This window comes from Cutibacterium sp. 37298, assembly GCF_023838685.1.
Classification (GTDB): domain Bacteria; phylum Actinomycetota; class Actinomycetes; order Propionibacteriales; family Propionibacteriaceae; genus Cutibacterium; species Cutibacterium acnes.
On record NZ_JAJNRJ010000004.1, the window covers coordinates 1 to 25,989 of the forward strand.

The following is a 25,989-nucleotide window of genomic DNA, read 5'->3' on the forward strand; positions in this document are numbered from 1 at the left end:
TACCTGCCTAGCGTGTGCTATCACTACAACACTAGCCAAACACGACCAGAAGCCATCACAATCGAAGTATGTGGACCGACCATGCACACCAGGGCCAGCTAACCACAACAACATCAACACTGAGTTCGTGATCTTGTCTGTGACGCATGTATGTTGTGATGCCTGCAGAGCTCATGGGATCTCATAAGCAATGACGTGGCCTCCTCTCAGCAGGACGCCACATTGCTTGAATCTGGTTATCAACACCATGTTGGGCTGAAGTCAGAATTCCTAATCATGTAGGCGACAACCTTGCCACCGTCAATGAGGTAATCGATTTCTTTGCCGTGGTACGAATATGCGAGGGCCTTCTGAAATCCCAGCTTGATTCCCGAGAACTCCGTGCTGACGTCGGTCAGTTTGAGTTTAGAATAGTCGGACCGCAGTTGTGCCTCTGCAATTCCAATGCGTGCTCCATTTGAGGTAGCGTTGTTGCCCCCGGTAAAGAGGTATGCTTGTGCCTTACCGCCCTGGGTCCAGACACCACCGAGGAGATCGCCGTATCGGCTATATGCCGTTGGGTTTCGCGTGCAACCGTCACCGACACCGTCCGGAATAACGTGGATTGTACTGGCAAGTTCGGAGGTGCTCTTGTCTAAGTTAAGAGGTCCAACACCTGCCATTTCGCCAAGACGGATGGGGCTCGCCTTAGCCAAGTCGTACACGATGGCGGCATCGCACTGTTTATTGTTCATGACCTGGCTGGCTGCAACAGCTGCCTTATCTCCCAGGGTCTTGAGCATTGCATCGCAGTCATTATCATCGACAATGACACCGCCCTGGGAGAGAGGCTCCCAATGACTTCCATTTTTCCTCATTACCAGGTGCCCGCCATTGGGGCCGGCGGATTTACCGTTAATATTAAATGTAGACGCATAGGCAACAGCAGCGTTTTGTCCATCGGCAGCCAGGCTGACCCACTGCATTTGCGCGTCCGGGGCATTAAATAGCTGACGGACGAGGTCAGGAGACGGGGTAGTCGAGGCATCGTTGGGAACGCTCGGCATCGGTGTGGCGGAGGCAGGAGCGACACTTGTAGCGCCGGCAGTGGCTGTCGATGTCGAGGTGACCGTGACCTCAGGGGTAGGGGACTTTGAGGCCGAGGCGGCCGGCTTCGGTGCTGTTTCAGGAACAGCTTTCCTTGCCCCTGACTTGGACCTCAGATAGAAGAATATTCCGGCGCCGACGGCAACGACGAGAATTGCTGCAACGGCAATAATCCAGTATTGGCTTTTGCGTGTAGGTTGGGGAGCATCGCTGAATGGGATCCCGCCGACCGGTTCGCTGATGTGCTCATGGTTGGTGCCGGTTGTACCTGCGGGTGCTCCCTCAACCATGTAGCTGAGATCTGGCTGTGCGTCAGGCTCATATGCCTGCGTGGCAGGGAAGAACGCTCCAGATGGGCCGTACCAGCCAGGCCCACGTTCACCATTGCTGTCGAAGTAATAGGGTAGGTCGTTTTGGAGATTATCGACGTCACCCTGGTCGATAGCAGCCGCCGGAGTGCCTTGGGCGTCATCGATCTGTGCTCCGGGCTGGCCGTCCCAGCCCTGAAGGTTAGGGTCCCAGCCCTGGTGGCTATCCCATCCTTGCGGGTTCTGACCGGTTTGCCACTCTTGTTGTGGATACTGGGTGGGGTCCCACCCCTGCTGGGGGTTTTGTCCGTCCCAGCCTTGCTGGGGATACTGGCCTGCTGGCTGGCCCCATCCGGGGGTAGTACTCTCGCTTCCCCAAGCATCGCCGCTCTGGGGGTACTGATTCCAGTCTTGTGGGTACTGGGCGTTCTGATAATCGCTTTGCTGCGGATACTGCTGATTGTCGTAACCGTCAGGATTCGTCGAGAATCGCTGCGTAGCTTCGCGATCCTGCGAGAGTTCCTGGGCGGGCTCATCATCTCGCGTTTGACCACTATTCGGATCGGGCTGCTCGGGGGTCAATTCGGCGTCATTGTAGCCAGAGTGTGAATCGTCTGGGTACTTCTCTTTGCTGGATCCATCGTCAGTCACGATTCGTTCTCCCCTCACTTCGTCAATGAATGCGCCAATTTGACATTGATGACATGGCTAGCAGCGTCAACAAGACGCTTCTTGCCGGACGCGGACGTCGCGGTCGACGTCAACGCGCGAATCATGGGGCCTGCCAGAAGGGGGTCAGCTGTGATAGCTAGATCGCCGCCGGCAGAGACGAATTTGCTTGCCCGATGGCCACCATCGATTGAGAATACTGAGACTGAACTCCTCAGGTCGTCGGACACGATGAGTCCCTGATAACCGAAGTCTCCGCGCAGCATATCTGTCATAATCTTTGATGAAAATAACCCGAGGGCGCCGGGATCGATCTTTGAGTAGTACGCGGATGCGATCATGACGGCTTCAGATCCAGCGTCAAAGGCCATCCGGAAAGACTCAAGATATCGGTCATGGCGGGTGGTCTTGTCGTCAGTAATCCCGGCGGATTTAAAGTCAGTATCCTCCGTGATCCGTCCGATGCCAGGAAAATGCTTAGTGGTCGAAATGATCCCCGCTTTGCGGTGTCCCGCAACGACGGCTGCCGAGTATTGCCCGCAGAGGTGCGGATCGGTTCCGAAACCACGATGATGCTTGGCAATTGGCTTATTACGTACCCCAAGGCGAGGGTCGATGACGCCAGCCACGGGGGAGAAGACCATGTGGACGCCGAGTTTGGCGAGTTGACGAGCACCGGTCGTCACGACTGCTTGCACCTTGGCCGGGGACATCCGGGCCAGAGCTTCCTGGCTCGGCAGGTGATCGACTCCTGGCACCCGGATGTTCTGGATTTCGCCACCTTCGTGGTCAGTTGCGACAATAGGTTTGATGCCCTGCGGGCTGACGTGATTAACAGCGCTGAGCATGGCCTCAAGCTTGGACCTGTTCGTCCAGTGTCCTAGCAGGAAGATTCCGGCTAAGCACTGGGTGTCAATGAGGTTGGTGATGTATTCGGGGGAGTCTGATGGCACTACGCCGACAAGAATGCATTGGCCGGCGCGTTGCTCGGGAGACAATTTCTTGGCGATTTCGACAGCTCGCGGATTCATGCGGATTGGGGTCGGCCTGGAGGTAGCCGTTGAGGCGTGAGATGGAGCCGACGTCGGGCTTGCCGAGGATGATGTCGAGGTGCCAGAAGGTGTCGGTGATGCCGTAACCGTGGTGGACGGTGGCTCCTTGGGCTGGGAATCTTGAGAGACGCATCCAGTAAGCGGCATGCTCAAACCGGCTGCGATGATTGTTCGCCGTCTCATAGGCAGAAGTATTTCACAGTAGGCCAGCTAGCATCACTATGCCAGTGACCTATCATCCGGGTATGACGAGATAGACCTCGAGATCCTGGCTGCCACAGTCGACGTATTGCCCGACGGTATTGCAGGAAAAGTGTCGTGATTTTCCTGTTCTTGGATCCTGCGCGTCAATGGCGAAGCTTGCCGGATGGTTTGCTGGCACAGACCGCACCACTTCCAATGCCAGAGGACAGGTGGTGCGAGGGTTTGCGATCCAGGCCCCTTGTCCACACTCCACCGCCCCGCTAGGAAGCTGGATCTGTATGGGAGAACTCATCGTTGTCACCGTGGCATGAGCCGTCACAGTTCGCGTTGGCCTGACCTCTGGCGTAGAGGTAGAGATTGGTGCCTGGGTTGGTTGAGGAGCGGCATCCGAATGAGATCCGGGCATCCCCTTGACGTAGAAGAACACCCCGGCTCCAACCAGTACCAGCACAGCTAACAGAGCAATAACCCACCCACTGCCGCGCTGTTGTGTAGCGACAGATGTCGCCGACGGTGCCGACCGTACCGGTTGTGGCCTGGGCATAGGTTGTGGAGTGGGTCGGACAGGCCGGGACCGTGGACTGACGAGTCGTACCGGTTGCTCACCGTTGCGCCACGAACGCAGCTCAGAGGCCAGCACTTCAGCACTGTCGGGACGCTGAGAAGGATCGGGAGCCAGGCACGTCAGTATGGTGTTCCACAGCCGTGGATCGACGCCGGGGATGGCTGGTGGAGGCTGATTGCGGAGAAGATTTCCGGCTGAATTAGCCTGAAACGGCATGTGGCCAGCGAGTATCTCGTAGAAGGTCACACCAAATGAGTACAGATCGTTGGCGGCCGTCGGCGTCCAACCAGCTGCAACTTCAGGAGCCTGGTAATAAGGGGTACCAACGACTTCGCGCGGGCCATGAAAGGCGACCACTTCGGAGACGCCGAAATCGGTAATCCGCGCCCCGCTGACATTCTCAGGATCCTCAATGAGGATATTCGCTGGTTTGATGTCGAGATGCCGAATACCGACGCGGTGAATTGCGGCGAGAGCCTGGCAAACCTCGATTCCCAGGGAGACCGCCGTGCCCTGGTCCAGGCGATGATCCGGAAGGGATTTCAGGACTTGCGCGAGATCCGGGCCGTCAACCAATTCCATGACGATGGCAAACGTTGAGGACTCGACGACCATGTCAGTGACCCGGACGACGGCGTCATCGTCGACGGACATGAAGATGTCACGCTCATCGATGAAGCGTCGGGTTGCGCCCTTATCCGTCGTCAGGGTTGGGTTGAGAATCTTGATGGCACAGGGGGATCCGTCGCTGAGGTCATGGCCGCGCCACACCGTGCCCATGGAACCGCGTCCAAGCACATCGTCGAGAACGTAGTGGCTACCGACGCGCTTCGTCGTCGATTCGCCCATGACGCCCTCGTCGGAGATGATTTACCCCCGCAATGACCGGATTCGACCGTACTTACTGTAGCGGCTGGAGTTGGGGATCTAGTCGGCTGGCAGGTCGGTCTCGAGGTCGTCATGGTGGGAGCGGCGCCGAACGATTGCCCACACGATCCCCAACACGACGAACCAGATGGGAGTAGCAAGCAAGGCTTGAAGTGTGTCGTCAGCTCCAGTGAGAAGGACAATGACAAAGACGAAGAAAGCGAGTACGACCCACGGCATGAAACTGGCGCCGGGCATCGGATAGATCGACTTGGCATGAGCTTGAGGGTTGCGTCGTACGTGGACGATATGGCTGATGAGGATCATGCTCCATACGAAGATGAACAGCACCGCCGACACCGTCGTAACGAGTGTGAATGCTCCCATGACCGAGTCTTTCGCGGCGAGGATGAGGGCCGATCCGATGAGGATGATGGTGCAGAACAGTCCCCAGCCGGGGACACCGTGGCGGGATAGCTTGCCGAACGCGCGGGGCGCCATGCCCTTGTGGGCCAGGCCGTAAAGCATGCGAGACGTTGAGTAGACACCTGAGTTGGCGCTCGAGGCCGCTGAGGTGAGGACGACGAAGTTCATGATGCCAGCGGCTGCGGTAAATCCAATGAGCCCGAACATTTGCACGAAGGGGGAGGAATCGGTCTGGATGAGATTCCATGGGGTAACGCACATCATGGCGAGTAGAGCTGCCACATAGAACACGAGAACACGGACCGGCACAGCGTTGATGGCCTTAGGCATCGTCTTTGGGGGATCGGCGGTCTCAGCAGAGGTGGTGCCGACCAGCTCAATACCGACGTAGGCAAAGACTGCGATCTGGAAGCCGCCGAAGAATCTGCTCCAGCCGCGTGGAGCGAAGCCACCGTAGGACCACAGATTCGACACCGACGCCTTGTATCCGCTGGCTGAGGTAAATCCCATGACGATGAGCACAATTGCCACCGCAATGAGGGTGAGGATCGCGACGATCTTGATGAGGGCAAACCAGAACTCCAGCTCGCCGAAAAGTTTGACCGTTAAGAGGTTGAGGGCGAGGAGCAGGAGAAGCGTCGTCGCGGTGAGGATGAAGGCCCAAGCGCGGTCGTGAGTCCAGAAACTCCAATATGAGGTGATGGCGATGACGTCGGCCATGCCTGTGACGACCCAGCACAACCAATACGTCCATCCCAGAAAGAATCCTGCCCATGGGCCGAGGAGGTCAGCGGCAAAATCCTGAAAAGACTTCCATTGCAGGTTGTGCAGCAACAACTCGCCCATGGCACGCATGACGAAGAAGAGCATTGCGCCGATAACGAGGTAGGCCACCACGATGCTCGGACCGGCGGTGCGGATGGACTTGCCGGAGCCCATAAACAGGCCGGTACCGATGGCACCACCAATGGCAATGAGCTGGATGTGCCTATTGCTGAGGCTTCGCCGGAGGCGCTGCTTCTCAGCGGCGGAATGCTGATTCTCCACGGTCATGGGGAGCATTGTGTCCCGCTGAACGGGTTGAGAATAGCCAACAATCTCATATTCCACATCGTGGACACCCTCTGGTCATTTTTGGACAATGCAGGCTACAGCGTCGTGCCACGAGGAGACGATGACTGTGGCACGTGCCCTCACTGACGTCAAGGTCGTGGGTGAGGCCGGGCGAGCGCAGATGAGGGTTGAGGGATTGTTCATGACCGTGTGAACAAAACCGACCCGGTACTTAAACGGAGGCGAACTGGAACTGTTGCAGGAGTACTTGACCCGCTCGAAGGGGTCAAGGGGGGAGTCGTCTCCCCCCTTCTCAAAAACTGGGGTGGCTAACGGGACTTGAACCCGCGACCCCCTGGACCACAACCAGGTGCTCTACCGACTGAGCTATAGCCACCACGTGCCTCTCTCAGGCAACCCGTGAAGGGTATCTGTTTCTGAAACAGAAATGCAACTTTGACTTTCCCGCCCGCCGGCGTCAGTCTCTCCCGGCCCCGGTGAGGAAGCCCTGATACTTGGCGGCGATCTCATCACAACGTGTGGTCTCCGGCCCAGGGGAGGGAACCATGATGACCTCGCGCCAGTACATGAGCTCCTCAATGGATTCCTGGATGTCAGCGAGCGCTCGGTGGTTGCCCTGCTTCTGCGGGGAGTGCCCGAATGCGCGCGGGTACCAGCGTCGTGCCAGTTCCTTGATGGAGGAGACGTCGACGTTGCGATAGTGCACGTAGGACTCGAGTTTGGGCATGTCCTTGACCAGGAAGGAGCGGTCGGTGCCGATGGTGTTGCCAGCTAACGGCGCCTTACCGGCCTGCGGGACGTAGGTACGGATGTAGTCGAGCACCTGATCCTGGGCCTGCGTCATCGTCAGTCCTTTGTCGAGCTCCGCAAGGAGGCCGGATGTGGTGTGCATGTCGCGCACGAAATCATTCATGTGGTCGAGCCACTGGGACTCGGGCTTGATGATGACGTCCACCCCCTCGCCTTGGACGTTGAGCTGTCCATCGGTGACCAGTGCGGCCACCTCGATGAGCCCGTCGTGGGCCAGGTCGAGCCCGGTCATCTCGCAATCGATCCACACCAGCATGTCTTTCACGGAATCACAGCCTAGTCGGTAGTTAGGACAGCGGGCGGGCGAGGACAGCGCCAGTTAGCGTTTGCCGCGCGGCACCCAGCGTCCCATCCAGTAGCTGCCGACCAGGCCGATGATCGACATGACGATGCTGGCGGCCGACAGTGGCCAGGCTAGGGTGACGAGGGTGACCACGATTGGTCCCATCGCTGAGCCAGTATCGGAGAGGAGTCGCCACGCTGCCAGGAACTGTGGGCGTCCGATGTTGGGAGAGGCATCGGATCCCAGCGTCATGACGATGCCGGAGCTTGCGCCGTTGCCAATACCGATGATGAGGGCGACGATGCCGATCGTCGTCGCGGTATGGGCTAGCGGCAAGGTGAGGAGTGCGAGGGCCTGGATGAAGATTGACGGCACTGCCACCCACCAGCGTCCGAATCTGTCCATGAGGGCTCCGCCGGGCAGGAAGAGTAGGACGTCAGCAGCCATCGACCAGGCATAGATAAGGTCCGTGGTTGCTGGGGAAAGACCGTTGGCGTGGCACCACAGCGGGAGTAGGGAGCGTCGTGCGGACCGAACGACCATGAGAGCTGTCACTCCCAATCCCGTCGTCCACAGGACTTTGGAGTTCTGTTTGGCTATCGTCCACGTCGAGATCTTGGTGGGGGCATCGTCAACGGCAGTTTGTGGGACATCGACTGGGGGAAGGTCGGGCATGACGGTGGTCACGGCAGCGGCGAGAACACTGGCAATGGATGCAAATCCGTAGGCCCATGACATGGAGGCTTCGCGGAGAATCCACGATCCCGCCATGGGGCCGACAAACCAACCCACCCGGAACACTCCGCCGAGGGTGGACAGCGCGCGAGCTCGGTATCGGTATGGGATCGCTACCGTCAGGTAATTCTGTCGGGCAATGCCGTACACGGCGCCGGCCGTGCCGTTGACAAGGACCGCGACGGCTAGCAAACCAAAGTGGTGCACCAGCCCCATGGACACAAGCGCAACCGCGTTAATAAGCATGGCCATCACTAGGGACCATTTCTCACCTATTTTTGTTACGAGCCATCCAGCAGGCACATCTCCGATGATTTGGCCGATACCGACAAGCGCGGCAATCGCGGCAGCGAGGGCTGCCGATGCCCCGATATGTACTGCGGTGAGTGGGATGAGTGGAATCACGGCGCCGTAGCCCAGGGAGGACATCAGCGTCGGTAGGTAGGCCGAAACGATGATCGACGACCACTTCACCGGTGGGGTGGCGGGATCTGCATGCGTCGAATCAGTCACGGGGAAAGGCTAGGACGCCGAACAAATGGATGCAGGTATGTTCGCTACTGGTTGGGGCCAGCTGGGCCATCAAGGCCGAATCCCGATAGGATGTCGGATATGGCCCGGTAGCTCAGCGGATAGAGCAGCAGCCTTCTAATCTGTCGCGCGTGGGTTCGATTCCCACCCGGGCCGCCACTGTTCTTCCCGTGTTTCGCCGGGCGAGGACTTGACGCATCGGAAAGTGTCCCGGGCGGCCGGTAGTCTTTCAACTATGTCGTACGTTGTCCCCACGCCCATTGCGCGTCGTCCCTGGTGGCAGCGTGTGTTACGTAATCCGTGGTTCTGGGTGTTGCTTGCGTTAGTGCTGATCTCAGCGGCCTGCATGATCCACACCTACGTCATCGTGCATGCCGATACTGAGGTCGAGCGGCAAGGCCAGAAGGGTGTTATTCCGGGGATCACCAACCAGTCCTTGAAACTGGCCTTCCACTACGCGTGGCCGACGGCTGCTGTGTGGTCAGCGATCTTTATTTTTCTTGATCGATTCAGAACCCGGCACCTGCACGTGTGGTTTCTTTGCTTTTGTTGGGGAGCGTGCGTCGCAACCTGGATTAGCATGCACGTGAACACGTGGATGGCCGGGATGCTCTCGGTGGCAGGTGGGGTTGATCCAGCATCGGGCGCTGGTCCGGCAGTGTATTCGGCTCCCTTTGTTGAGGAATCATGTAAGGCGCTTGTGCTTTTCGCGCTGGCCATCGGCATAGGGCGACGGATGACCTCGGTAGTTCAGACGGTGAGCATGGCTGGGCTCTCGGCAATTGGTTTCGCCTTCGTCGAGAACATCATGTACTACGCCCGTGCAGACAATTACGCCCGTGTGACGGCTTCGGCTGGGGATCCGAAGCAGGCCGTGATGGAGCTGGTGCTGTTGCGGGGTGTGTATGCCTCGTTTGGGCATCCGCTGTTCACGAGCATGACGGGTATCGGTCTGGCTCTTGGGTTGAGGTCACGAAGCCGACTTGTGAGGATTTTCGCTCCGACGACCGGGTTCGTTATGGCTGTAGTGGGCCACATGCTTTTTAATGGGTTCTCCTCGGTTTTGCCGATGGCGATCCTTAAGAAGTTGTGGTTCGTCGCCCTCGGTATCGTCGCTTCCGTTGTGGTTTTTTTGGTCATCCGCACAGTGCGCGAGGGCAGGATGATCCGATATCGACTCGAGGATTATGTCAAGGGCGGATGGCTGCCAAACTCTGACGCGGATACTCTTTCGGCCCTGGGGCGTCGCCAATGGGTGGCGTTGGTGGCTCTCAGCCAAGGGCCGCGCCGGTGGTGGCACACGTTAGAGTTCCTGCGCGTTGGGACAGATCTTGCTTATCTTCGTGACGCCATTGTGCGTGGGTTGGACGATGATCCTGGTCCGCTTCAGATCGAGCTCATCAACCGTATGAACGTGCTGCGCCCGGCGGCTATCACCGTCGCCCGAGGTGCCAAATTGTCGAAGCCGAGACTGCCCGCATTCCTCAAGCGACGTCGCAACCAGCCGGTCAACAACGAGTTGCAGTGGGCGCCGCCACAGGCCTGACGAGTGACCAGGAAGGATCACCATGAACACTGAGCAGATACTGCTGTCGTTGACCGATCTGCGGCACAACCTGCGTCAGGCCCAGTTCCCCTTGGATGTGCCGGAGGCTATTACTCAGGCCGGGCTGGCACGACGCATTGCTAACCAGCTTAACGACTATATTTTGCCGCGCCTAGAGACTATTGATGCGCCGCTTCTGGCGGTGGTAGGAGGGTCGACCGGGGCTGGTAAATCAACCCTGGTGAACTCTTTAGTGGGCCGTATGGTGACACAACCGGGGGTTATCCGTCCCACCACAACATCGCCCGTTCTCGTTCACCACCCCGACGACGCTTTCTGGTTCGACGGAGACCGAGTGCTGCCTACCCTGGTGCGCTCGCGGGTGGCCAGTAACGACGCGTCGAGTTTGCAGCTCGTCGCGGAGTCAAGGATTCCGCGAGGTTTGGCCATCCTCGATGCCCCGGACATCGACTCTGTGGTGACCCGCAATCGTGATCTGGCGGCTCAGTTGCTCCAGGCCGCGGATCTGTGGATCTTTGTCACCTCAGCAGCCCGCTACGCTGACGCTGTGCCGTGGGATTTCCTCAGCGAGGCTCAAGAGAGGCACGCGTCGGTTGCGGTGGTGTGTGACCGCGTTCCTGTGGAAGCCATGAGAGAGGTGCCGGCGGACCTCGGCCGACTCATGACGGAGCGCGGCCTGGCTGATTCTCCACTGTTTGCTGTCCCGGAGACTAAAACGAATGCCGAGGGTTTACTTCCTGATCAGGCCGTCGCCCCTCTGCGGTTTTTCTTGTCGAATTTGGCCCAGGACCAGCAGAAACGACGCGAGGTCATTGCGTTTACCTTGTCTGGGGCGATCGGTTCGGTTTGTGAGCGATCCTCCTACGTCGTTGGCGGCTTAGAAGCGCAGGCAATGGCAACGTCGCGGCTGTATGAGGACGCCCAGTCGATCATGGCTGAGTCCTCAAGGTCGATTGCCGTCCAGTCCGCTGATGGCACTCTGTTGCGTGGCGAGGTCCTGGCACGATGGCACGAATTCGTTGGAACTGGCGAGTTCATGCGCGCTATGGAGGCGAAGGTTTCCTGGTTCCGAGACCGTGTGGTGAAGGCGCTCAAGGGGGCACCGCCGGAGGTCGAGAAGGTTAGCGTCGCAGTGGAATCTGGCTTGGAAAGTCTCGTCATCGCTGAGGCCCAGGCTGGGTGTGAGCGGATCGAGTCCGTGTGGCAGGCCGATCCGGCAGGTCGCAGCGTCCTGGAGGGGGTCGATGAGGATTTGTCCCGCCCGTCGCAGGGGTTTGACGAGGCCGTCTCTCGAATGGTGAGAGATTGGCGGGGAGATGTCATGGAACTCGTTGCTGGGGAGGGCATGAACAAACGCTCCAAGGCGCGATTCATGGCTTTCGGCGTCAATGGGGTTTCCGTTGCCCTGATGCTCGTCGTATTTGCTCACACGGGTGGATTATCGGGAGCTGAAGCGGGGATTGCCGGGGGATCAGCCATCGTCGCCCAGCGTCTGTTGGAGGCACTTTTTGGAGATGACGCGGTGCGGCGCCTGGCGAAAGTCGCGAAGGACCAGCTCGATGCGCGTGTTGAGGGCTTGCTTGCGAATGAGGTGACGCGGTATCAGGCGGTTCTTGGCAGCTTGGAAGTCGATACCGAGCTTCCGGCCCAAATCCGCACGTCGATCGAGGAGATCCGACAAGCTCAAGATGCGCCAGGGTCTCACAGTGATCAGGTGACGATCCGAACCCGTTGTCAGGATCCCGAAGCCGAGGCACCCCAGCCTGCCAAAATAGGGCAGTTACAAGCGAACATGCCGGGCCTTGACGCTGAGGTCGTTGAACCGGCGGTCGTTCTGGATCCCGAGCCTCGTCAGGGGGAACGATGAGGCGACATCGCGTCGATCTTGCCGAGCGTATCGACCTGCTGACCCGAGCGGTGGACCTGTCGGAAGGGTATATTCCTGACGACGTCGTGGCTCTGGCCCGTGCCGTTGTGGAACGGGCCGACCGGCGCTGCCGAATCGGTGGCGACCATACCGTCATTGCGCTTGCTGGTGCGACGGGGTCAGGGAAATCTTCGACGTTCAACGCCTTGGCAGGTGCAGAACTGGCCGATCCTGGGGTAAAGCGTCCGACGACGTCGAAGGCCACTGCTGCGGTCTGGGGGACGGATTCGGCGGAGACCCTGCTGGACTGGCTCGACGTTCCACGTCGTCACTACGTGGGTAGCGAGGACGTCCTCGATGGTTTGGTGCTACTCGACCTGCCGGATCATGACTCGGTGCGCATCGAACACCGTCTCGAGGTGGACCGTCTCGTCGAGATGGTTGACATGATTGTGTGGGTAGTCGACCCGCAGAAATACGCCGACGCCGCTTTGCACACCCGTTACCTGGCGCCGCTAGCTCGCCATGCTGAGGTCATGACGGTGGTTCTCAACCAGGCTGACCTCCTCAACAAGGAGCAGCGTAAAAACTGTCTGCGCGATCTGCGTCAGCTACTGGACTCCGAAGGCCTGGAAAAGGCCAAGGTCATGGCGATTTCGGCGACGACCGGTGAGGGTATCGAGGACATGCGTGTGGCGCTAGCTCGCGCTGTGCGCGCCAAGAAGGCCCAAGCGACCCGGCTGCACGCCGACCTCGACAATGTGTCGCAGCACCTGAACGAGGCAACTGGAGATGCGGCAGGCCAGGTGAGCCAGGATTCCGTTGACCGGTTGATTGAGGCACTATGCACCGCCGGCAGTGTTGAACTGGTTGCCGAAGCGACGCGGGATGCCTATCGCAAGCGGGGACATCGAGCTACCGGTTGGCCGGTGACAGCGTGGGTGTCGAGGCTTCGTCCCGACCCGCTGCACCGGTTGCATCTGGATTTGGGCTCTAGAAGGAACAAGGAGCTGGGAAGCGGCACAGAACCCACTGATGTGCAGCGCAGCGCTTTGACGGCGCGAGTTGGAGTCGCTGGCGCCAGGGTCGATATGGCAGTGCGGTCCTTGGCCTCGGAGGCATCTGAGAGGCTTCCACGCCCGTGGGCCGACGCGGTGCGTACGGCGTCGCTGGTTCGTCGCAAGAACCTTCCCGACGACATCGACCGGGCTGTGGCTTCCACCGATTTGGGAGTACATCGGGGCACTGGCTGGTGGAAGCTCGTAACGGTGGTGCAGTGGAGCCTCATGATCGTCGTGGTAGCCGGACTAGCATGGCTCGCCGTCGATGCCTACTTTCAGCTTCGGCTTCCGCCAGTGAGATGGCATAACTTCCCAGTGCCGACCTTCATGGTTCTGGGCGGGGTCATTGCGGGGGTTGTGGCTTCTATGCTGTGTCGGATCGGTGTGCAAGCGGGTGCCCGAGCTGCTGAACGTCATGCCAAGTCTGAATTGCGGGCTAGTCTCGTCGACGTCGCATGGCAGTCGGTTGTTGACCCGGTAAATGCCGAGCTAGATCACCACGACGAGGTAGTGAAGATCGTGGCGAAAGCGTCCTAAGCGTCGTTATCCACAGCTCCCGAACGGTGCCGCCTGGAGATTATCCACAGATGAGATATTGTTTGGTGGATTTCGGGAGTTGTGCCGATAACCGTATGTGAGTGAAAGGAGCTCACAGATGGACGCAAACGTGTCATTCACCGGGAACCTCGGAACTGACGTTGAGATGAAGGTCGGAGAGGACTGGCGGGGAGCCCGATTCCGGGTTGCCCACACTCCTCGTGTCATGCGGCAGGGGGAGTGGGTCGATGGAACGACGACCTGGATGTCGGTGCATGTCTATGGTCGACTTGCGGATAACTGCCATGTCTCCCTGCGCAAAGGGGACCCGGTTATGGTGACCGGGCGACTTCGTACCCGCAGCTGGGTCGACGATGAGGGCTCCCACGAGCAACTTATTGTCGTTGCAAGCAATGTCGGGCCGGACCTATCTCGTTTGCCTGCCGTGTGTCGTCGACCCGAAAAACGTGCCGAGGCGCCCCTGGGTGATGATCAGGTGGTGCGCTACCGTGATTCGCCTGATACGGTCGATGAGGATGCCGAGGTGAGTGACGACGACGTCGAATTGATTGGCTCCTGAGGTCGATTGGGGCCGATTTGGGAATGAGTTGGTGACGGGAGTCGTTATAACGGCTGGCATACTATGCAGCGGCCGGCGAAGTGCCGACCGCCCCGTTCTCGCAGATTCTGGAGGAGTGCCGATGGCCGAGTTCATCTACACCATGCACAACGTCCGAAAGGCGGTGGGTGACAAAGTTATCCTTGACGACGTCACGCTGTCGTTCTTCCCGGGCGCCAAGATTGGTGTTGTCGGACCGAACGGCGCTGGCAAGTCGACGATGCTCAAGCTGATGGCTGGACTCGACAAGCCAAATAACGGCGACGCCAATCTTGCCAAGGGTGCCACCGTCGGAATCCTGCTTCAGGAGCCCCCGCTCACCGAGGACAAGACCGTTCGCGAGAACGTTGAAGAGGCCGTTGGCGACATCAAAGCCAAGCTGGCACGGTTCGAGGAAGTTTCCGCCGAGATGGCCAACCCCGACGCTGACGTTGACGCCCTGATGACCGAGATGGGTGAGCTGCAGACGGAGCTCGATAACTCCAATGCGTGGGATATCGACACCCGTCTTGAGCAGGCCATGGATGCCCTGCAATGTCCTCCTGGCGACACCCCTGTTGACGTCCTGTCAGGTGGCGAGCGTCGTCGCGTCGCGCTATGCAAGCTGCTGATCGAACAGCCCGACCTACTGCTCCTCGACGAGCCCACCAACCACCTGGATGCCGAGTCCGTGAACTGGCTTGAGGGTCACCTCAAGTCTTACCCGGGTGCTGTGCTAGCCGTCACTCACGACCGCTACTTCCTTGACCACGTCGCTGAGTGGATCTGTGAGGTCGACCGCGGCCAGCTGCACCCCTACGAGGGCAATTACTCGACCTACCTGGACACCAAACGCAAGCGTCTCCAGATTGAGGGCAAGAAAGACGCCAAACGCGCCAAAATTCTCGAGAAAGAGTTGGAATGGGTGCGCTCCTCGCCCAAAGCCCGTCAGGCCAAGAATAAAGCCCGCCTGGCCCGCTATGAGGAGATGGCTGCCGAGGCCGAGCGCAACCGCAAGATCGACACCGCCGAAATCAACATCCCGCCGGGTCCGCGTCTAGGCAACGTCGTGCTGGAGGCCGAGCACCTCTCCAAGGGATTCGGCGATCGCGTCCTTATCAAAGACCTCTCGTTTACCCTGCCGCGAGCCGGCATCGTCGGTGTTATCGGCCCAAACGGCGTCGGCAAGACGACCCTGTTCAAAACGATTGTCGGGTTGGAGAAGGCTGACTCTGGCTCCCTCAAGGTCGGCGAAACAGTCAGCTTCTCCTACGTCGACCAGAACCGCACCGGTATCGATCCGGAGAAGAACGTGTGGGAGGTTGTTTCCGACGGGCTGGACTACATTAAAGTCGCGAACTTTGAGGAGCCCTCGCGCGCCTACGTTGCCAGTTTTGGGTTCAAGGGCCCGGACCAGCAGAAGAAGTCGGGGGTACTTTCCGGTGGTGAGCGCAACCGTCTGAACCTGGCTCTCACCCTCAAACAGGGCGGAAACGTCTTACTCCTTGACGAGCCGACCAACGACCTCGACGTCGAAACCCTCTCAAGTCTTGAAGATGCCCTGCTGGAATTCCCCGGCTGTGCCGTGGTGGTCTCCCACGACCGCTGGTTCCTCGACCGCATTGCCACCCACATCCTGGCTTGGGAGGGTGAGGACGAGGACGGCGTACCGCGCTGGTTCTGGTTCGAGGGCAACTTCGCCGACTACGAGGCCAACAAGATCGAGCGCCTTGGCCCGGAGGCCGCGCGTCCACACGCTTCAAGGCATCGTCGTCTGATACGCGACTGAGCGAAGGGCATGAATCGGTCCCGGACTGTCAGCCCGGGACCGAGACTAGTTGTATCCCGGTGCGTCCCGGGCCATTCAGACGTGGTTCATGGGGCGCGGGTTCGGTTAGGCCAGGAACCAGGCCAGTGTTGCGAGCACCACGGTGAAGGCTGGCAGGATCCAGACGGCCGTGACGTCGGTGCGCTGCTTGGGAGTGGTTGATCCCGGTGCGACGATGGGGTCACTGAGGGGACCCTCGGACAGGCTTATCCCAGTGCCGATTACCGTACCGGCCGCTCCCGTTGCCACGACGGTCCACGCCGGAAGTTGGCCGACGACTCGCGTTAGCACGATTGGTGGGATGACAAGTGCGCCGAACCAGAGGGCGGTGACGAACACAGCCCACGGCATGGCCTTGGTGTGAGTTACGGCGCGCAGCAGGGTCGAGGCGCGCACGGACAGGATCACCCATGGGATCAGGACGAGCGCCGCTGCGATAATTATCCCAGTGGTGATATCAACCCGATGGTGGTGGCGTAGTGCCACGATTCCTATCGGGATCAGGATCACTCCGATGGTCTGTGCCGCAGGAGCTGTGACGGCACCCACCGTCGACGTGGGGCGGGCACCGGCGCTGGTGGCCAGCGCCTGGGCGTAGGAGCGTGGATCACCAAATGTAGCCTTTGCTGATTCTCCCGATGAAACGACGTGGGCATCGATTTCGGCAAGTGCATCCCCGATCGTTGTCCCATCGAGGTTCGCGAGACGGGCCTCGACGATAAAGGCGTTTGTCCACTCGGGGTCGACGTGGGGCGCATGGGTGCGTTCGAGTGCGTGGTTCATGATGCTGATCCTTCGTCGAGCAGTCGGGTGACGGTGGCGGAGTAGCACTGCCAGCTTGCGGTGAGCGCCATCAGGCGTTGGCTTCCGGCAGTATTGATGAGGTAGAACTTTCGGCCCGGTCCGGCCTCGCCGGGTCGCCACTCGACGTCAACCAGACCGGTGCCTTCCAAACGTTTGAGTAGTGGGTACAGGGTGCCGCCCTTGACGTCGGCGAATCCAGCATCGGTGAGCCGGGCCGCGATGTTGTAACCGTAGGTAGGGCCGTCGGCCAGGATGCGCAGCACGCAGAGGTCGAGAACGCCTCGCTGCCATTCGGACGGCCAGTGGTTATCATCCATGACTACATCATAACTGTTACTAGTATGTCTGTCTATCTAGTTGGGTATGGCAGAACCCAAGGGCGGAGAATGAATTGTCACCTCACGCGCGAGGCGAAGAGCTCGGAGAGGGTTAGCGCACGTCGTCCAGCGAGGTCCGAGACTTGGCGTCGGTGCGAGAATCCGTCGACCAGAATGATCGCTCCTTGTTCCAGTCATGCAGGCTGAAGGTTCGAATTATGGCAGGACTCGGCGCTTCGGATTTGAAGATGGTTATGGGTTATGCCGCCAACGACCAGGAGGCGACAGTAGGTGGTAGTTGTAGCGGTTGCGCAAGCCGTGGGCGCCGCGGTCACGGCGTGTTGAATGCGCCGAAGCGCGTTGTTCACGCAGGCAGTGGCGAGGTTACGACCGCGTGCGCAGCCGCGTCGGCGAGGTGCTCGCTGATGCGTTCTTGTTACGGGTCAGGCTCACCATCCGGTGGGCATCATCTGGGCCATGTGCGTGCTGGCCCAGATGATGTCAGACAAGCTCCGCCCCTTAGTATGCGTACACCGTGGGAAGTGAATCTCGTTCGCGGTGGCGATCTTGAGAACAGGCCGTTCCCTTCGCCATGAGTCTTCCTGTCCACACTAAACTAGTGCATCAAGCCTAGGAGGAAAACGTCATCAGCTTGCAGTTGGGTGATTGCCCAGACGATGGCATGTCGGGTGAATAGTACTCATGTGTGAGCGATTTGACCGCCTTGACCGTGAAGCCATAGGTCCCGAACCAAGAATCACAGTTGGGAAGGGCACGGTCGACGCATTAGTGGCCACGGTGCTTTGCCTTCGCGCGCTCTCGTTTCTTAGCCCACTGCTCCGCAGCTTTGTCGATCCGGGCCTGCTTGCGCTTCACTGTGGCGGCGCGACCCCGAGCTTCCTGATCGGCCTTAAGCGCGGCCTGTGCGGCCGTGCTGGCACGGGGTGCTTGGGCAGCTCGCGCTGCATCTCGTAACGCCCTCTTGGGGTTCAGTCGCTTGGCTCGGGGACTGCGGGTGGTAGGGACAGCAGCGGTAGACTCCAATCGCTCTATAAGTGCGTTGCCATGACGGCTAACCCACTCGTACAATTCCGTGTCAGACGGTTCGGCGCCAAACGTGACTTTTACGGCACGCACCAAACCCTCGTCGCGCCTCTCTAGGACTCCGACCCAGAACTGGCCATCGAAGTAGACAGTGAACATCGTAGGCATATCATCTCCCAGTACGCCGAAGCGGACCTGGCGACACTGGATTCTCCATGAGGGGAGCGACGGACGTCTATTGCGCCGCCCGGACTTCCTACCGGGCTGTGCGGTTTGCGTACCAGGAACTAACTCCAACAGTGTATCACCTCACCTCGGGTCTGATGGGCTGGTGTGTCATGCATGTTGGCAATGGATTGCCGGGGTGCATTCTGCCGCAGAAATATGGGTGTCAATGTCACGCGTCGATACAATCCCAAAGTATGTCTACTAAGTGAAATGTCATGATTTTAAGTATGTTTCCTAATTTTGGTTTTATTGATCCCTGATACTAAGGATATTGGATTTTAGATCGAATTAAATAAGTAGGTTGATGCTTTATGAATTCTAGTTGGTGACGTAGAAGGAGATAATGTTTAGTCCCCTATGTCTGGCGGAGGCTTCCTATGGCTCTGATGCTCCGTTCTTTTGTTGGCTTGAGGTGGGGCAAATTAATGGTATATCAGTGAGGTAAATCAAGGATTTTTGGAGGCTTTAGGGGGGGTTTGCAAGGATATAAATGTCCAAGTATCTAGGCGAGCTTCGTTGCTTTCTGAAGACATGAACAAGCGTGTTAATCTTGTGCTGGCGATGGCATGTTAACCAGAGCTAACATATTGGACAAGCTTCTAGGGGTATTATCTGGTGGCTCGTGATAGTTTGCTTTACCTCGTTTCTCGACTCTGCTGATCACAGACGTCTGCCCGTCCATGGCATGGATCTTATCAATGGTGTTGGTTATTTTTGACTTCTCGATGATGATTACTGATGGTTGACTGGTGGCGTTCGGGTCGGTATGGAATCTATGTAAATTTAGTGGTGGGGTAGTAAGTTCAGCGTGCAATGTATATGTCACAGTTTCTATCTGCGGCCTTTGCTGTCATGGTAGACTTGCTGAAAATCATCTGGCTAGGTCGTTCTGTGCAATTTTGCATTGGGGTGCTGTTGGGATTTCTTGTTAATGACACAACTATCTATGACTGTGACTTGTATTGTTGGTTTTGATGTGGAGAGTGTACCGGATCGAGTACCTCACGGTTCCTTCTTGCGCGAGATGATCCGCTTGTGCAGATCTACCGAAGACATACAGTTTTGGGCGCATTACCATCCTCCAGGCTGACACGATCCATGAAAGCGTCAGCAGGAGGCCACCGAAGCGATCGAATCAGGTTCGAAGCGTAGGTGTTCCATCGCCACTTCGAGCGTGTCACGGTGTAAGGCATCGGTGGGCGCTGACCAAGTGCGAGGCGAAGAGTTCGGAGAGGGTTAGCGCACGTCGTCCAGCGAGGTCCGAGACTTGGCGTCGACACGAGAATCCGTCGGCCAAAATGATGGCCTGAGGGCCAGCCTCCTCGATGGCTGGCAGCAGGTCATGCTGGGCAACCTTCACCGAGAAGTCATAGTGGCCCTTTTCAACACCGAAGTTCCCGGCATAGCCGCAGCATCCGCTGACGACCGTGACGGTGGCACCGGCGGCCTCGAGGAGACGCTTATCGGGGCTGAATCCGAGGATCGACGCGTGATGACAATGGGGCTGAGCGACGAGGGTGTGGCCTGCTAGCGAGGGTGGGGTCCACTGTGCTGCCTCAAGCATCTCGGCGACGGTATGCATGTTTCTGGCTACCCGGTGGACGCGCGGATCATCTGGCAGGAGGCGGAGTGCGTCATCACGCCAGACGGTAGTGCAGGACGGCTCTAGCCCAACGACTGGGACGCTGGCGTCTGACAGGGGTGCCAGCACGTCGAGACCAGCGCGCAGCCGACGCCGAGCACCGTCGAGCTGACCGGTAGTGATCCACGTCAACCCGCAGCAGACGTCGTCGGCGAGGACCCGTGGGCGATAGCCGGCCTCGGCAAGCACCGTGACTACCGCCGAGAGATCCGATCCCTCGAGCATGTCGGAGAAGGAATCCACCCAGATCACAACATCGCCCTTGTCATGGTTGCGGCGGGTCCGGAAACCCGGTGGGGCTGAGTCGGTCCTGGTGGCAGACGAAGGCGACGCGTCCTGATCCGTCACGATCTCTTCAACCGAGGCGACCTGTGGGCTAGCTAACCTGGCCGAGGCCTGGAACCGGGGGAGGGGACGACGCTGGTCCACCCCAGCTGTCCATCTGGCAAGGCGTGCGAAGACCGGCACCGACAGCACCGCGTTGGCCAGGGATGGCACTCCTGGGACCCGAGTGAGCACCCGTTCCCAGCGGGGAAGTAACCCCATCGTCAGGTGAGAGCGGGGGCGTGGCCGGTGACGGTATTTCTCGTCAAGAACCGTGCTGCGGTAGCTGGCCATGTCGATCCCGGTGGGGCAATCTCGGGCGCACCCCTTGCAGGCCATACACAGATCCAGCGCCCGTTCCGCCTCGGGAGAGTCCCAGCCGTTAATGAGAGTGTCGTTGACCATTTCCTTGAGCACGCTGGCCCGGCCTCGCGTGGAATCGACCTCAAGCCCGGACGCTTGGTAGGAGGGACACATCACCCCGCCAGGGGCGGTAGGGGCGATGCACTTGCCCACCCCGGTACAGCGATGAACGTCGGCGGCGAATTCGGGGTGGGAAATGGTCATGGGGGAAAGAGCCGATTCGTGGGTCCTTATAGTGGCCTCCACCGGCGCAGGATCCACCAGAATACCTGGGTTAAACAGGTTATCCGGGTCGAGAATGGCCTTGACCTTGGAGAACAACGTCAGGGCGTCGGGGGAATACATCAAGTCCAACAAGGCCGAGCGGGCCCGGCCGTCACCATGCTCCCCGGAGACCGAACCTCCATGCCGAGCGACCAACCGGGCGGCTTCGGTGACGAAGGAGCGGTAGCGCCGGGGGCCGTCTGGCTGATCTAAGGGGAAATCGATACGGCAGTGCAGACACCCTTCGCCGAAATGACCGTAGGGCAGGCCATGTAGGCCGTGGTCGTCCAACAAGGCTTCGAAATCGCGCAGGTATGCCCCGAGGTCGTTGGCTGGAACGGCCGAATCCTCCCATCCTGCCCAAGCTGGCTTGTTAAGGCTGACTCCGGCGAGCCCCGCACCATCCGCGCGGATTTTCCACAGAGCCGCAGCCTGGCCAGGATCGGAGACGACCCATCCGTCCAGGCATCCGCTGGCGGCAACCAGCTTTCGGGCTCGCGAAGCTACCTCGGTCTCGTCGTCCCCTCGCAGCTCGACGAACATCCAGCCGTCGCCGCGCGGCAAGTCCGGCACCGGGCGTCCGGCACGCGAAACCACGTCGACGATTCGGCGTCCGAACCCCTCGCAGGCGACCGGGGAGAAAGGCAATAGGGCAGTCACGGCGTCGGCGGCCTCGGGCATAGACGGATATCCCAGCGCGACCGTCATTCCGTAGGCAGCCTCGCGCACTAGTTGCACGGTAGCCCGCGTCACGATGCCCAATGTGGCCTCGGTGCCTGCGATGAAGGCGGGGAAGTTGCGGCCACGTTCCGGTAATAGCCATTCCATGGAGTATCCGGAAACTTGACGGGAGAAAGTCGCGAACTCGGTCCGGATCGTCGCAAGGCTTGCGTCTGTCAGATCCACCAGGCGTTGGGTGAACGGCACAGCGAAGTCTCCACGGCGCAGGGTCGTCACATGACCGTCGGCGGTGAGGAGGTCAACATCGACAAGGTTGTCCCCGGTGCGGCCATATCCCAGCGCGCGCGGCCCGCAGGCGTTATTGCCGGTCATCCCGCCGATAGTGCAACGTGTTGAGGTGGACGGGTCCGGGCCGAACCGCAACCGGTGCCGGGCTCCGGCGTGCTGCAACCAGTCCTGAACGACACCAGGCTCGACGACGGCGGTACGGGCCTGAGGATCGAGGGAGAGAATGCGGTTGAGGTGGGCCGAAGTATCGATAACCAGCCCTGCCCCAACTGCATTGCCAGCGCACGTCGTACCGGCCCCGCGGGCGGTGATGGGCAGGCCTACCTGGCTTGCGGCTGTGACGAGAGCAGACAGTTCGTCCGTACTGCGGGGATGGGCGATCGCGGTAGGAACGACGCGGTAGATCGAGGCGTCAGAGGAGTAAAGGGCGCGCGCCAGCCGGGAATCGTCGAGGACCTCCAGAGCGGAGGCATCAAGACCTCTTAGAGTTGATCGGAAGTCCTGGAGAATGTCCGTGGTGGCCGTCATGGCCTCAGTCTGGCACGGAGAGAACCGCTCTCATGGCCCGTCCCATGGCAGCGAAATCCTCTGGGTCGACCGGGTCAACGACAATGTGGCGAACTGTACGAACATAGTTCGGGGCGGCTTGACGCAGCAGGTCCATTCCGGTGGGGCTCAACCGAGCTACCACCCCGCGACGATCCCGGACGTCGGGTTCTCGCGTGACGAGTCCGCGAGCTTCCAGTCGCTCAACGGCGTGGGTGAGCCGGGACCTCGACTGATGCACCTCGGTGGCAAGTACAGACATCCGCACCGCGTAGTCGTCAGCCTCCGAGAGACTGGCCAGGATCTCGTATTCGCACAGTTCCAGGCCGTGGCGACGCAACTCTTCCGAGAGGCAAGAGGTGATACGCGCGGATCCGAGAAGCCACGCCCGCCAAACCCGCTGCTGTTCGATGCTCAACCAGGCAGTCGCAGCTGACTTCTCCATCTGGGGCCCGACATCATCACATGTCTTAGTGGTGCCTTCGTTAATGCTGCGCCCAGAGCCGCCCTGTGACATGATCATCATCGTACCCGTGGCGTGGAGAATGCTTTCCGGCCCACTTCTGTCAACAACGGCCCATTGTTGATATCGGGAGTTGTGGGGACTGACCAATGAAACATGCAATAGCGTGGCAGAAGTTACTTTTTGATCGAGGTGAGGGTGAGCTGATGAGCGGTACCAGTGACGACGAGTCTCTTGCTGTGCAGAGGAAGCTCCTCGCAGCCTCGGCAAAAAATTTTGCGGCGATGCTTGATCGTCAGGCAGATGCTCATCCCAACCGCATTGCATTCTTGACACCCTCGGGCCCCGACGATGAGCCCAATACCTGGCTTCCGATGACCTTTGCTGAGTTCCGTCGCCAGGCCCACGAGGTTGCTGCCGGGCTGATGGAATTCGGTCTTTCTCGTGAGGGGCGCGTCGCTCTGCTCTCCGGGACTCGTACCGAGTGGATCATCGCCGATATGGCCATTTCCTGCGCAGGCGGCGCGACTACGACGATTTACCCGAATTCAGGGCCAGAAGAGGCCAGCTTCATCCTGGTCGACTCACACTCGTCCATCCTTTTCGTCGACTCGACGGCCCAAGTCGCCAAGATCCAAGGACGCCCCGAAGTCGACGCGGTGGTACGTCATATCATTAGCTTTGTCGACGACTCCGAGCAGACCGGGGTCAGCGATGACCGCCTCACCACTATGGCTGACGTCATTGCTCACGGACGGCGTCGTCTGGCTGCTGAGCCAGAACTTGTCCGCCGCATGATCGACTCGATTGAGCCGGACGACCTGTGCACCCTCATTTACACCTCGGGCACTACTGGCACCCCCAAGGGAGTTGAACTCACTCACCAGGCCTGGACCTATATGGGGCAGGCGTGGAAGAGCCTCGACGTGTTCCGAGGCGGGGATGTTCATCTATTGTGGTTGCCGCTTTCTCATGCTTTCGGCAAGTGCCTTATCGCGATTTGCGTGGAGATTGGCATCACCCAGGCTATCGAGCCGCGCATTCCGAGGCTGGCTCGTAGCCTTGGCGAGGTTAAACCCCGAGTCATGTGTGGTGTGCCCCGTATTTTTGAGAAAATCCGTGCTGGAGTCATGACAGCCTACCCGCAGGGACGCTTGGCGAGCCGAGTCTCGCGGTGGGCGTTTGCTACTGGCCGTGACGTCCAACAGTACCGTCATGCCGGTGATCGGCTGCCGGTCACCGTAGCCGCCAAACTCAAGATTGCTGATGCACTAGTGTTCTCTACCTTGCGCCGCAAGCTCGGTGGAATCGAGTTCATGATTTGTGGTGGTGCCAAGCTTTCTGAGCAGGTGCAGCAATGGTTTTTCTCGGCTGGAATTCCTATTGTCGAGGGGTACGGGGCCACCGAGATTGGAGCGGTTGCTTTCTTTAGTGGTCCTACCGCTATTCGCTCGGGAACTGTTGGGCCGGTCGCGCCGGGATGTCTGGCGCGGATCGCAGAGGACGGCGAGGTCTTAGTTTCTGGGCCAATCGTCGCTCGTGGTTACCACAACCTGCCCGAGAAGACCGCCAAAGCGTTCACCGATGGCTGGTTCCACACCGGTGATATTGGTGAATTCGATGAAAAAAACTACCTGCGCATTACTGATCGCAAGCGGGACCTTTTCAAAACTTCTGGTGGTAAATACGTCGCCCCACAGAAGGTCGAGGCCACTCTCATGGCCAACTGCCCGTACCTGTCTAACGCTGTCGTGCTTGGCGAGGGACATAAATACGCCGTCGCCCTACTCACCCTCGATCGGGACGCGCTCATGACCTGGGGCAAAAGACATGGCAAAGCTGATGCCAGCTATGCCGAGCTCACCGCAGATCCACGCGTGCGTCGCAGTATTCAGTGGTACGTCGATCGGGCTAATTCGCGGCTTGAACGCTGGGAGACCGTCAAGAAATTTGCCATTCTTGACCACGACCTGACCGAGGATTCTCACTCAGTGACGACCAGTCTCAAGGTGCGTCGTGGGGTGGTGGCTGAAAAATACGCTTACCTCCTTGACGAGATGTTCGCTGACGAAAACGATCAACCGGGCGCTTCAAAGGGAAGCGACGCTTCATGACTGGAGCTGTCGTCGTCGATATTCCACTGCGCTGGTCCGATATGGATGCGCAGGGACATGTTAATAACGTTCGTATTAGCGAGCTTGTACAGGAGTCACGAAACCAGGCGTTCTACACCAATGGCGCCCAGGAGATGCTTGACACGGGGATCGTCGTCGTCAGTCAAGATGTGGAGTTCTTCGCCCCCTTCGTGGTTGACGGTAGCCCGTTGCGTGTGGCCGTGGGGTGCTCCCAGCTCGGCGCGGCCCGGACCGTCCTTGATTATCGCGCCTGGCACCACGACGTTGAGGTCGCTCGGGCCCGGGGAACTATCTGCCCTTTCGACTTCGCGACCGGTCGTCCCCGTCGCCTTACCGATGGTGAGCGTGGCGCGTTTGAGTCCATGAAAGTCGAGTCACAGCAGTGGAAGCCCATCAAGGTGGTGGATGTGTCCGAGGCTGGTGATTTTGTCGAGGTGCCGATCCGCTGGTCCGATGTCGACCGTCAAGGCCACGTCAATAACGTGAGTCTGGCCGGATACCTGCAAGAGGCGAGGATCCTGGCGACGACGTCGTGGTCGCCAGGAATGAAACGAGCTGGCAACCATCTGTGGGTCGTTGTGCGTCAAGATATCCGGTATCGCCGCCAGGTTCTGCCGACCCAGCGGTCGTGCCGCGTTCATACCGCCCTGACGCGGTTGGGGACGTCGTCAATGACGCTGGCCGGATCCATCGCGACTGAGGAAGGGTCGGCCCTTGACGCCGCCACTGTGCTGGTTTGTGTCGACCCGAAGACGGGTGCTTCGGTGCCTATTGACGACCAGACGAGGCAGGCCTTGTCGGCCTACCTCGTCGCGGTGTGAT

At 59.3% G+C, this 25,989-nt stretch carries 18 protein-coding genes, 2 tRNA genes and 1 pseudogene; 8 read left to right on the forward strand and 13 right to left on the reverse strand.

Annotated elements, in window-relative coordinates; translation table 11 throughout:
* Positions 1–239 precede the first annotated feature (239 nt).
* The 7 genes from LRP59_RS10245 to LRP59_RS10275 form a co-directional block, all read right to left on the reverse strand.
* Positions 240–2,045 carry a hypothetical protein gene (locus LRP59_RS10245; RefSeq protein ID WP_002514426.1) on the reverse strand — a complete coding sequence of 602 codons (1,806 nt, stop codon included), beginning with the start codon at positions 2,043–2,045 and terminating at the stop codon, positions 240–242.
* 14 nt (positions 2,046–2,059) lie between these two features.
* Positions 2,060–3,094, reverse strand: a complete 1,035-nt coding sequence (locus tag LRP59_RS10250) for a glycoside hydrolase family 3 N-terminal domain-containing protein (RefSeq protein ID WP_002533303.1) — start codon at positions 3,092–3,094, stop codon at positions 2,060–2,062.
* 256 nt (positions 3,095–3,350) lie between these two features.
* Positions 3,351–4,751 carry a serine/threonine-protein kinase gene (locus LRP59_RS10255; protein ID WP_032504792.1) on the reverse strand — a complete coding sequence of 467 codons (1,401 nt, stop codon included), beginning with the start codon at positions 4,749–4,751 and terminating at the stop codon, positions 3,351–3,353.
* A 60-nt stretch (positions 4,752–4,811) separates the two neighbouring features.
* Positions 4,812–6,239 carry an amino acid permease gene (locus LRP59_RS10260; RefSeq protein ID WP_002533305.1) on the reverse strand — a complete coding sequence of 476 codons (1,428 nt, stop codon included), beginning with the start codon at positions 6,237–6,239 and terminating at the stop codon, positions 4,812–4,814.
* Between the two features lie 312 nt (positions 6,240–6,551).
* Positions 6,552–6,627, reverse strand: a tRNA-His gene (locus LRP59_RS10265).
* Between the two features lie 81 nt (positions 6,628–6,708).
* Entirely contained in the window at positions 6,709–7,317 is a 609-nt protein-coding gene (orn, locus tag LRP59_RS10270) for an oligoribonuclease (protein WP_002521435.1), read from the reverse strand.
* A 63-nt stretch (positions 7,318–7,380) separates the two neighbouring features.
* Positions 7,381–8,553, reverse strand: a complete 1,173-nt coding sequence (locus LRP59_RS10275) for an MFS transporter (RefSeq protein ID WP_002521434.1) — start codon at positions 8,551–8,553, stop codon at positions 7,381–7,383.
* 140 nt (positions 8,554–8,693) lie between these two features.
* Between LRP59_RS10275 and LRP59_RS10280 the strand changes: the two genes are divergently transcribed.
* From LRP59_RS10280 to ettA, 6 genes are all read left to right on the forward strand, one after another.
* Positions 8,694–8,769: transfer RNA gene (locus tag LRP59_RS10280), tRNA-Arg, on the forward strand.
* A 76-nt stretch (positions 8,770–8,845) separates the two neighbouring features.
* A complete protein-coding gene (locus LRP59_RS10285) occupies positions 8,846–10,156 on the forward strand; it encodes a PrsW family intramembrane metalloprotease (RefSeq protein WP_023033508.1) in 1,311 nt (436 codons plus the stop codon).
* Positions 10,157–10,178: 22 nt separating this feature from the next.
* Complete coding sequence (locus LRP59_RS10290) at positions 10,179–12,044, forward strand: dynamin family protein (RefSeq protein ID WP_002514418.1); 1,866 nt, start codon at positions 10,179–10,181, stop codon at positions 12,042–12,044.
* Entirely contained in the window at positions 12,041–13,642 is a 1,602-nt protein-coding gene (locus LRP59_RS10295; protein ID WP_002514417.1) for a YfjP family GTPase, read from the forward strand. The genes LRP59_RS10290 and LRP59_RS10295 overlap by 4 nt, the downstream gene beginning before the upstream one ends.
* A 118-nt stretch (positions 13,643–13,760) precedes the next feature.
* Positions 13,761–14,222 (forward strand): single-stranded DNA-binding protein, encoded by a 462-nt coding sequence (locus LRP59_RS10300; protein WP_002514416.1) that lies wholly within the window; start codon positions 13,761–13,763, stop codon positions 14,220–14,222.
* A gap of 121 nt (positions 14,223–14,343) precedes the next feature.
* Entirely contained in the window at positions 14,344–16,029 is a 1,686-nt protein-coding gene (ettA, locus tag LRP59_RS10305) for an energy-dependent translational throttle protein EttA (protein ID WP_002514415.1), read from the forward strand.
* A gap of 105 nt (positions 16,030–16,134) precedes the next feature.
* Here ettA and LRP59_RS10310 read toward each other — a convergent pair whose 3' ends face one another.
* The 6 genes and pseudogenes from LRP59_RS10310 to LRP59_RS10330 all read right to left on the reverse strand — a co-directional run bounded on the left by LRP59_RS10310 (position 16,135) and on the right by LRP59_RS10330 (position 23,095).
* The gene (locus tag LRP59_RS10310) at positions 16,135–16,851 is read right to left on the reverse strand and encodes a hypothetical protein (RefSeq protein ID WP_002514414.1); all 717 of its coding nucleotides are present in this window, start codon (positions 16,849–16,851) and stop codon (positions 16,135–16,137) included.
* Positions 16,848–17,189, reverse strand: a complete 342-nt coding sequence (locus LRP59_RS10315; protein WP_002514413.1) for a PadR family transcriptional regulator — start codon at positions 17,187–17,189, stop codon at positions 16,848–16,850. Before LRP59_RS10315 ends, LRP59_RS10310 begins: the two co-directional genes overlap by 4 nt.
* A gap of 77 nt (positions 17,190–17,266) precedes the next feature.
* Positions 17,267–17,371: pseudogene (locus LRP59_RS12260) on the reverse strand ((Fe-S)-binding protein); the annotation flags it as partial.
* Between the two features lie 604 nt (positions 17,372–17,975).
* Positions 17,976–18,401 carry a YjdF family protein gene (locus tag LRP59_RS10320; RefSeq protein ID WP_002514412.1) on the reverse strand — a complete coding sequence of 142 codons (426 nt, stop codon included), beginning with the start codon at positions 18,399–18,401 and terminating at the stop codon, positions 17,976–17,978.
* Positions 18,402–19,638: 1,237 nt separating this feature from the next.
* Positions 19,639–22,551: an FAD-binding and (Fe-S)-binding domain-containing protein gene (locus LRP59_RS10325; protein WP_148378662.1), complete on the reverse strand. Its 2,913-nt coding sequence runs from the start codon at positions 22,549–22,551 to the stop codon at positions 19,639–19,641.
* Positions 22,552–22,555: 4 nt separating this feature from the next.
* On the reverse strand, positions 22,556–23,095 hold the full coding sequence (locus LRP59_RS10330) for a MarR family winged helix-turn-helix transcriptional regulator (RefSeq protein WP_002531849.1): 540 nt from the start codon (positions 23,093–23,095) through the stop codon (positions 22,556–22,558).
* A 143-nt stretch (positions 23,096–23,238) separates the two neighbouring features.
* Between LRP59_RS10330 and LRP59_RS10340 the strand changes: the two genes are divergently transcribed.
* Both LRP59_RS10340 and LRP59_RS10345 read left to right on the forward strand, forming a co-directional pair.
* Positions 23,239–25,146: a long-chain fatty acid--CoA ligase gene (locus tag LRP59_RS10340; RefSeq protein ID WP_002514408.1), complete on the forward strand. Its 1,908-nt coding sequence runs from the start codon at positions 23,239–23,241 to the stop codon at positions 25,144–25,146.
* Positions 25,143–25,988, forward strand: coding sequence for a thioesterase family protein (locus LRP59_RS10345; protein WP_002521423.1), 846 nt, complete (start codon positions 25,143–25,145; stop codon positions 25,986–25,988). The genes LRP59_RS10340 and LRP59_RS10345 overlap by 4 nt, the downstream gene beginning before the upstream one ends.
* Position 25,989 lies beyond the last annotated feature (1 nt).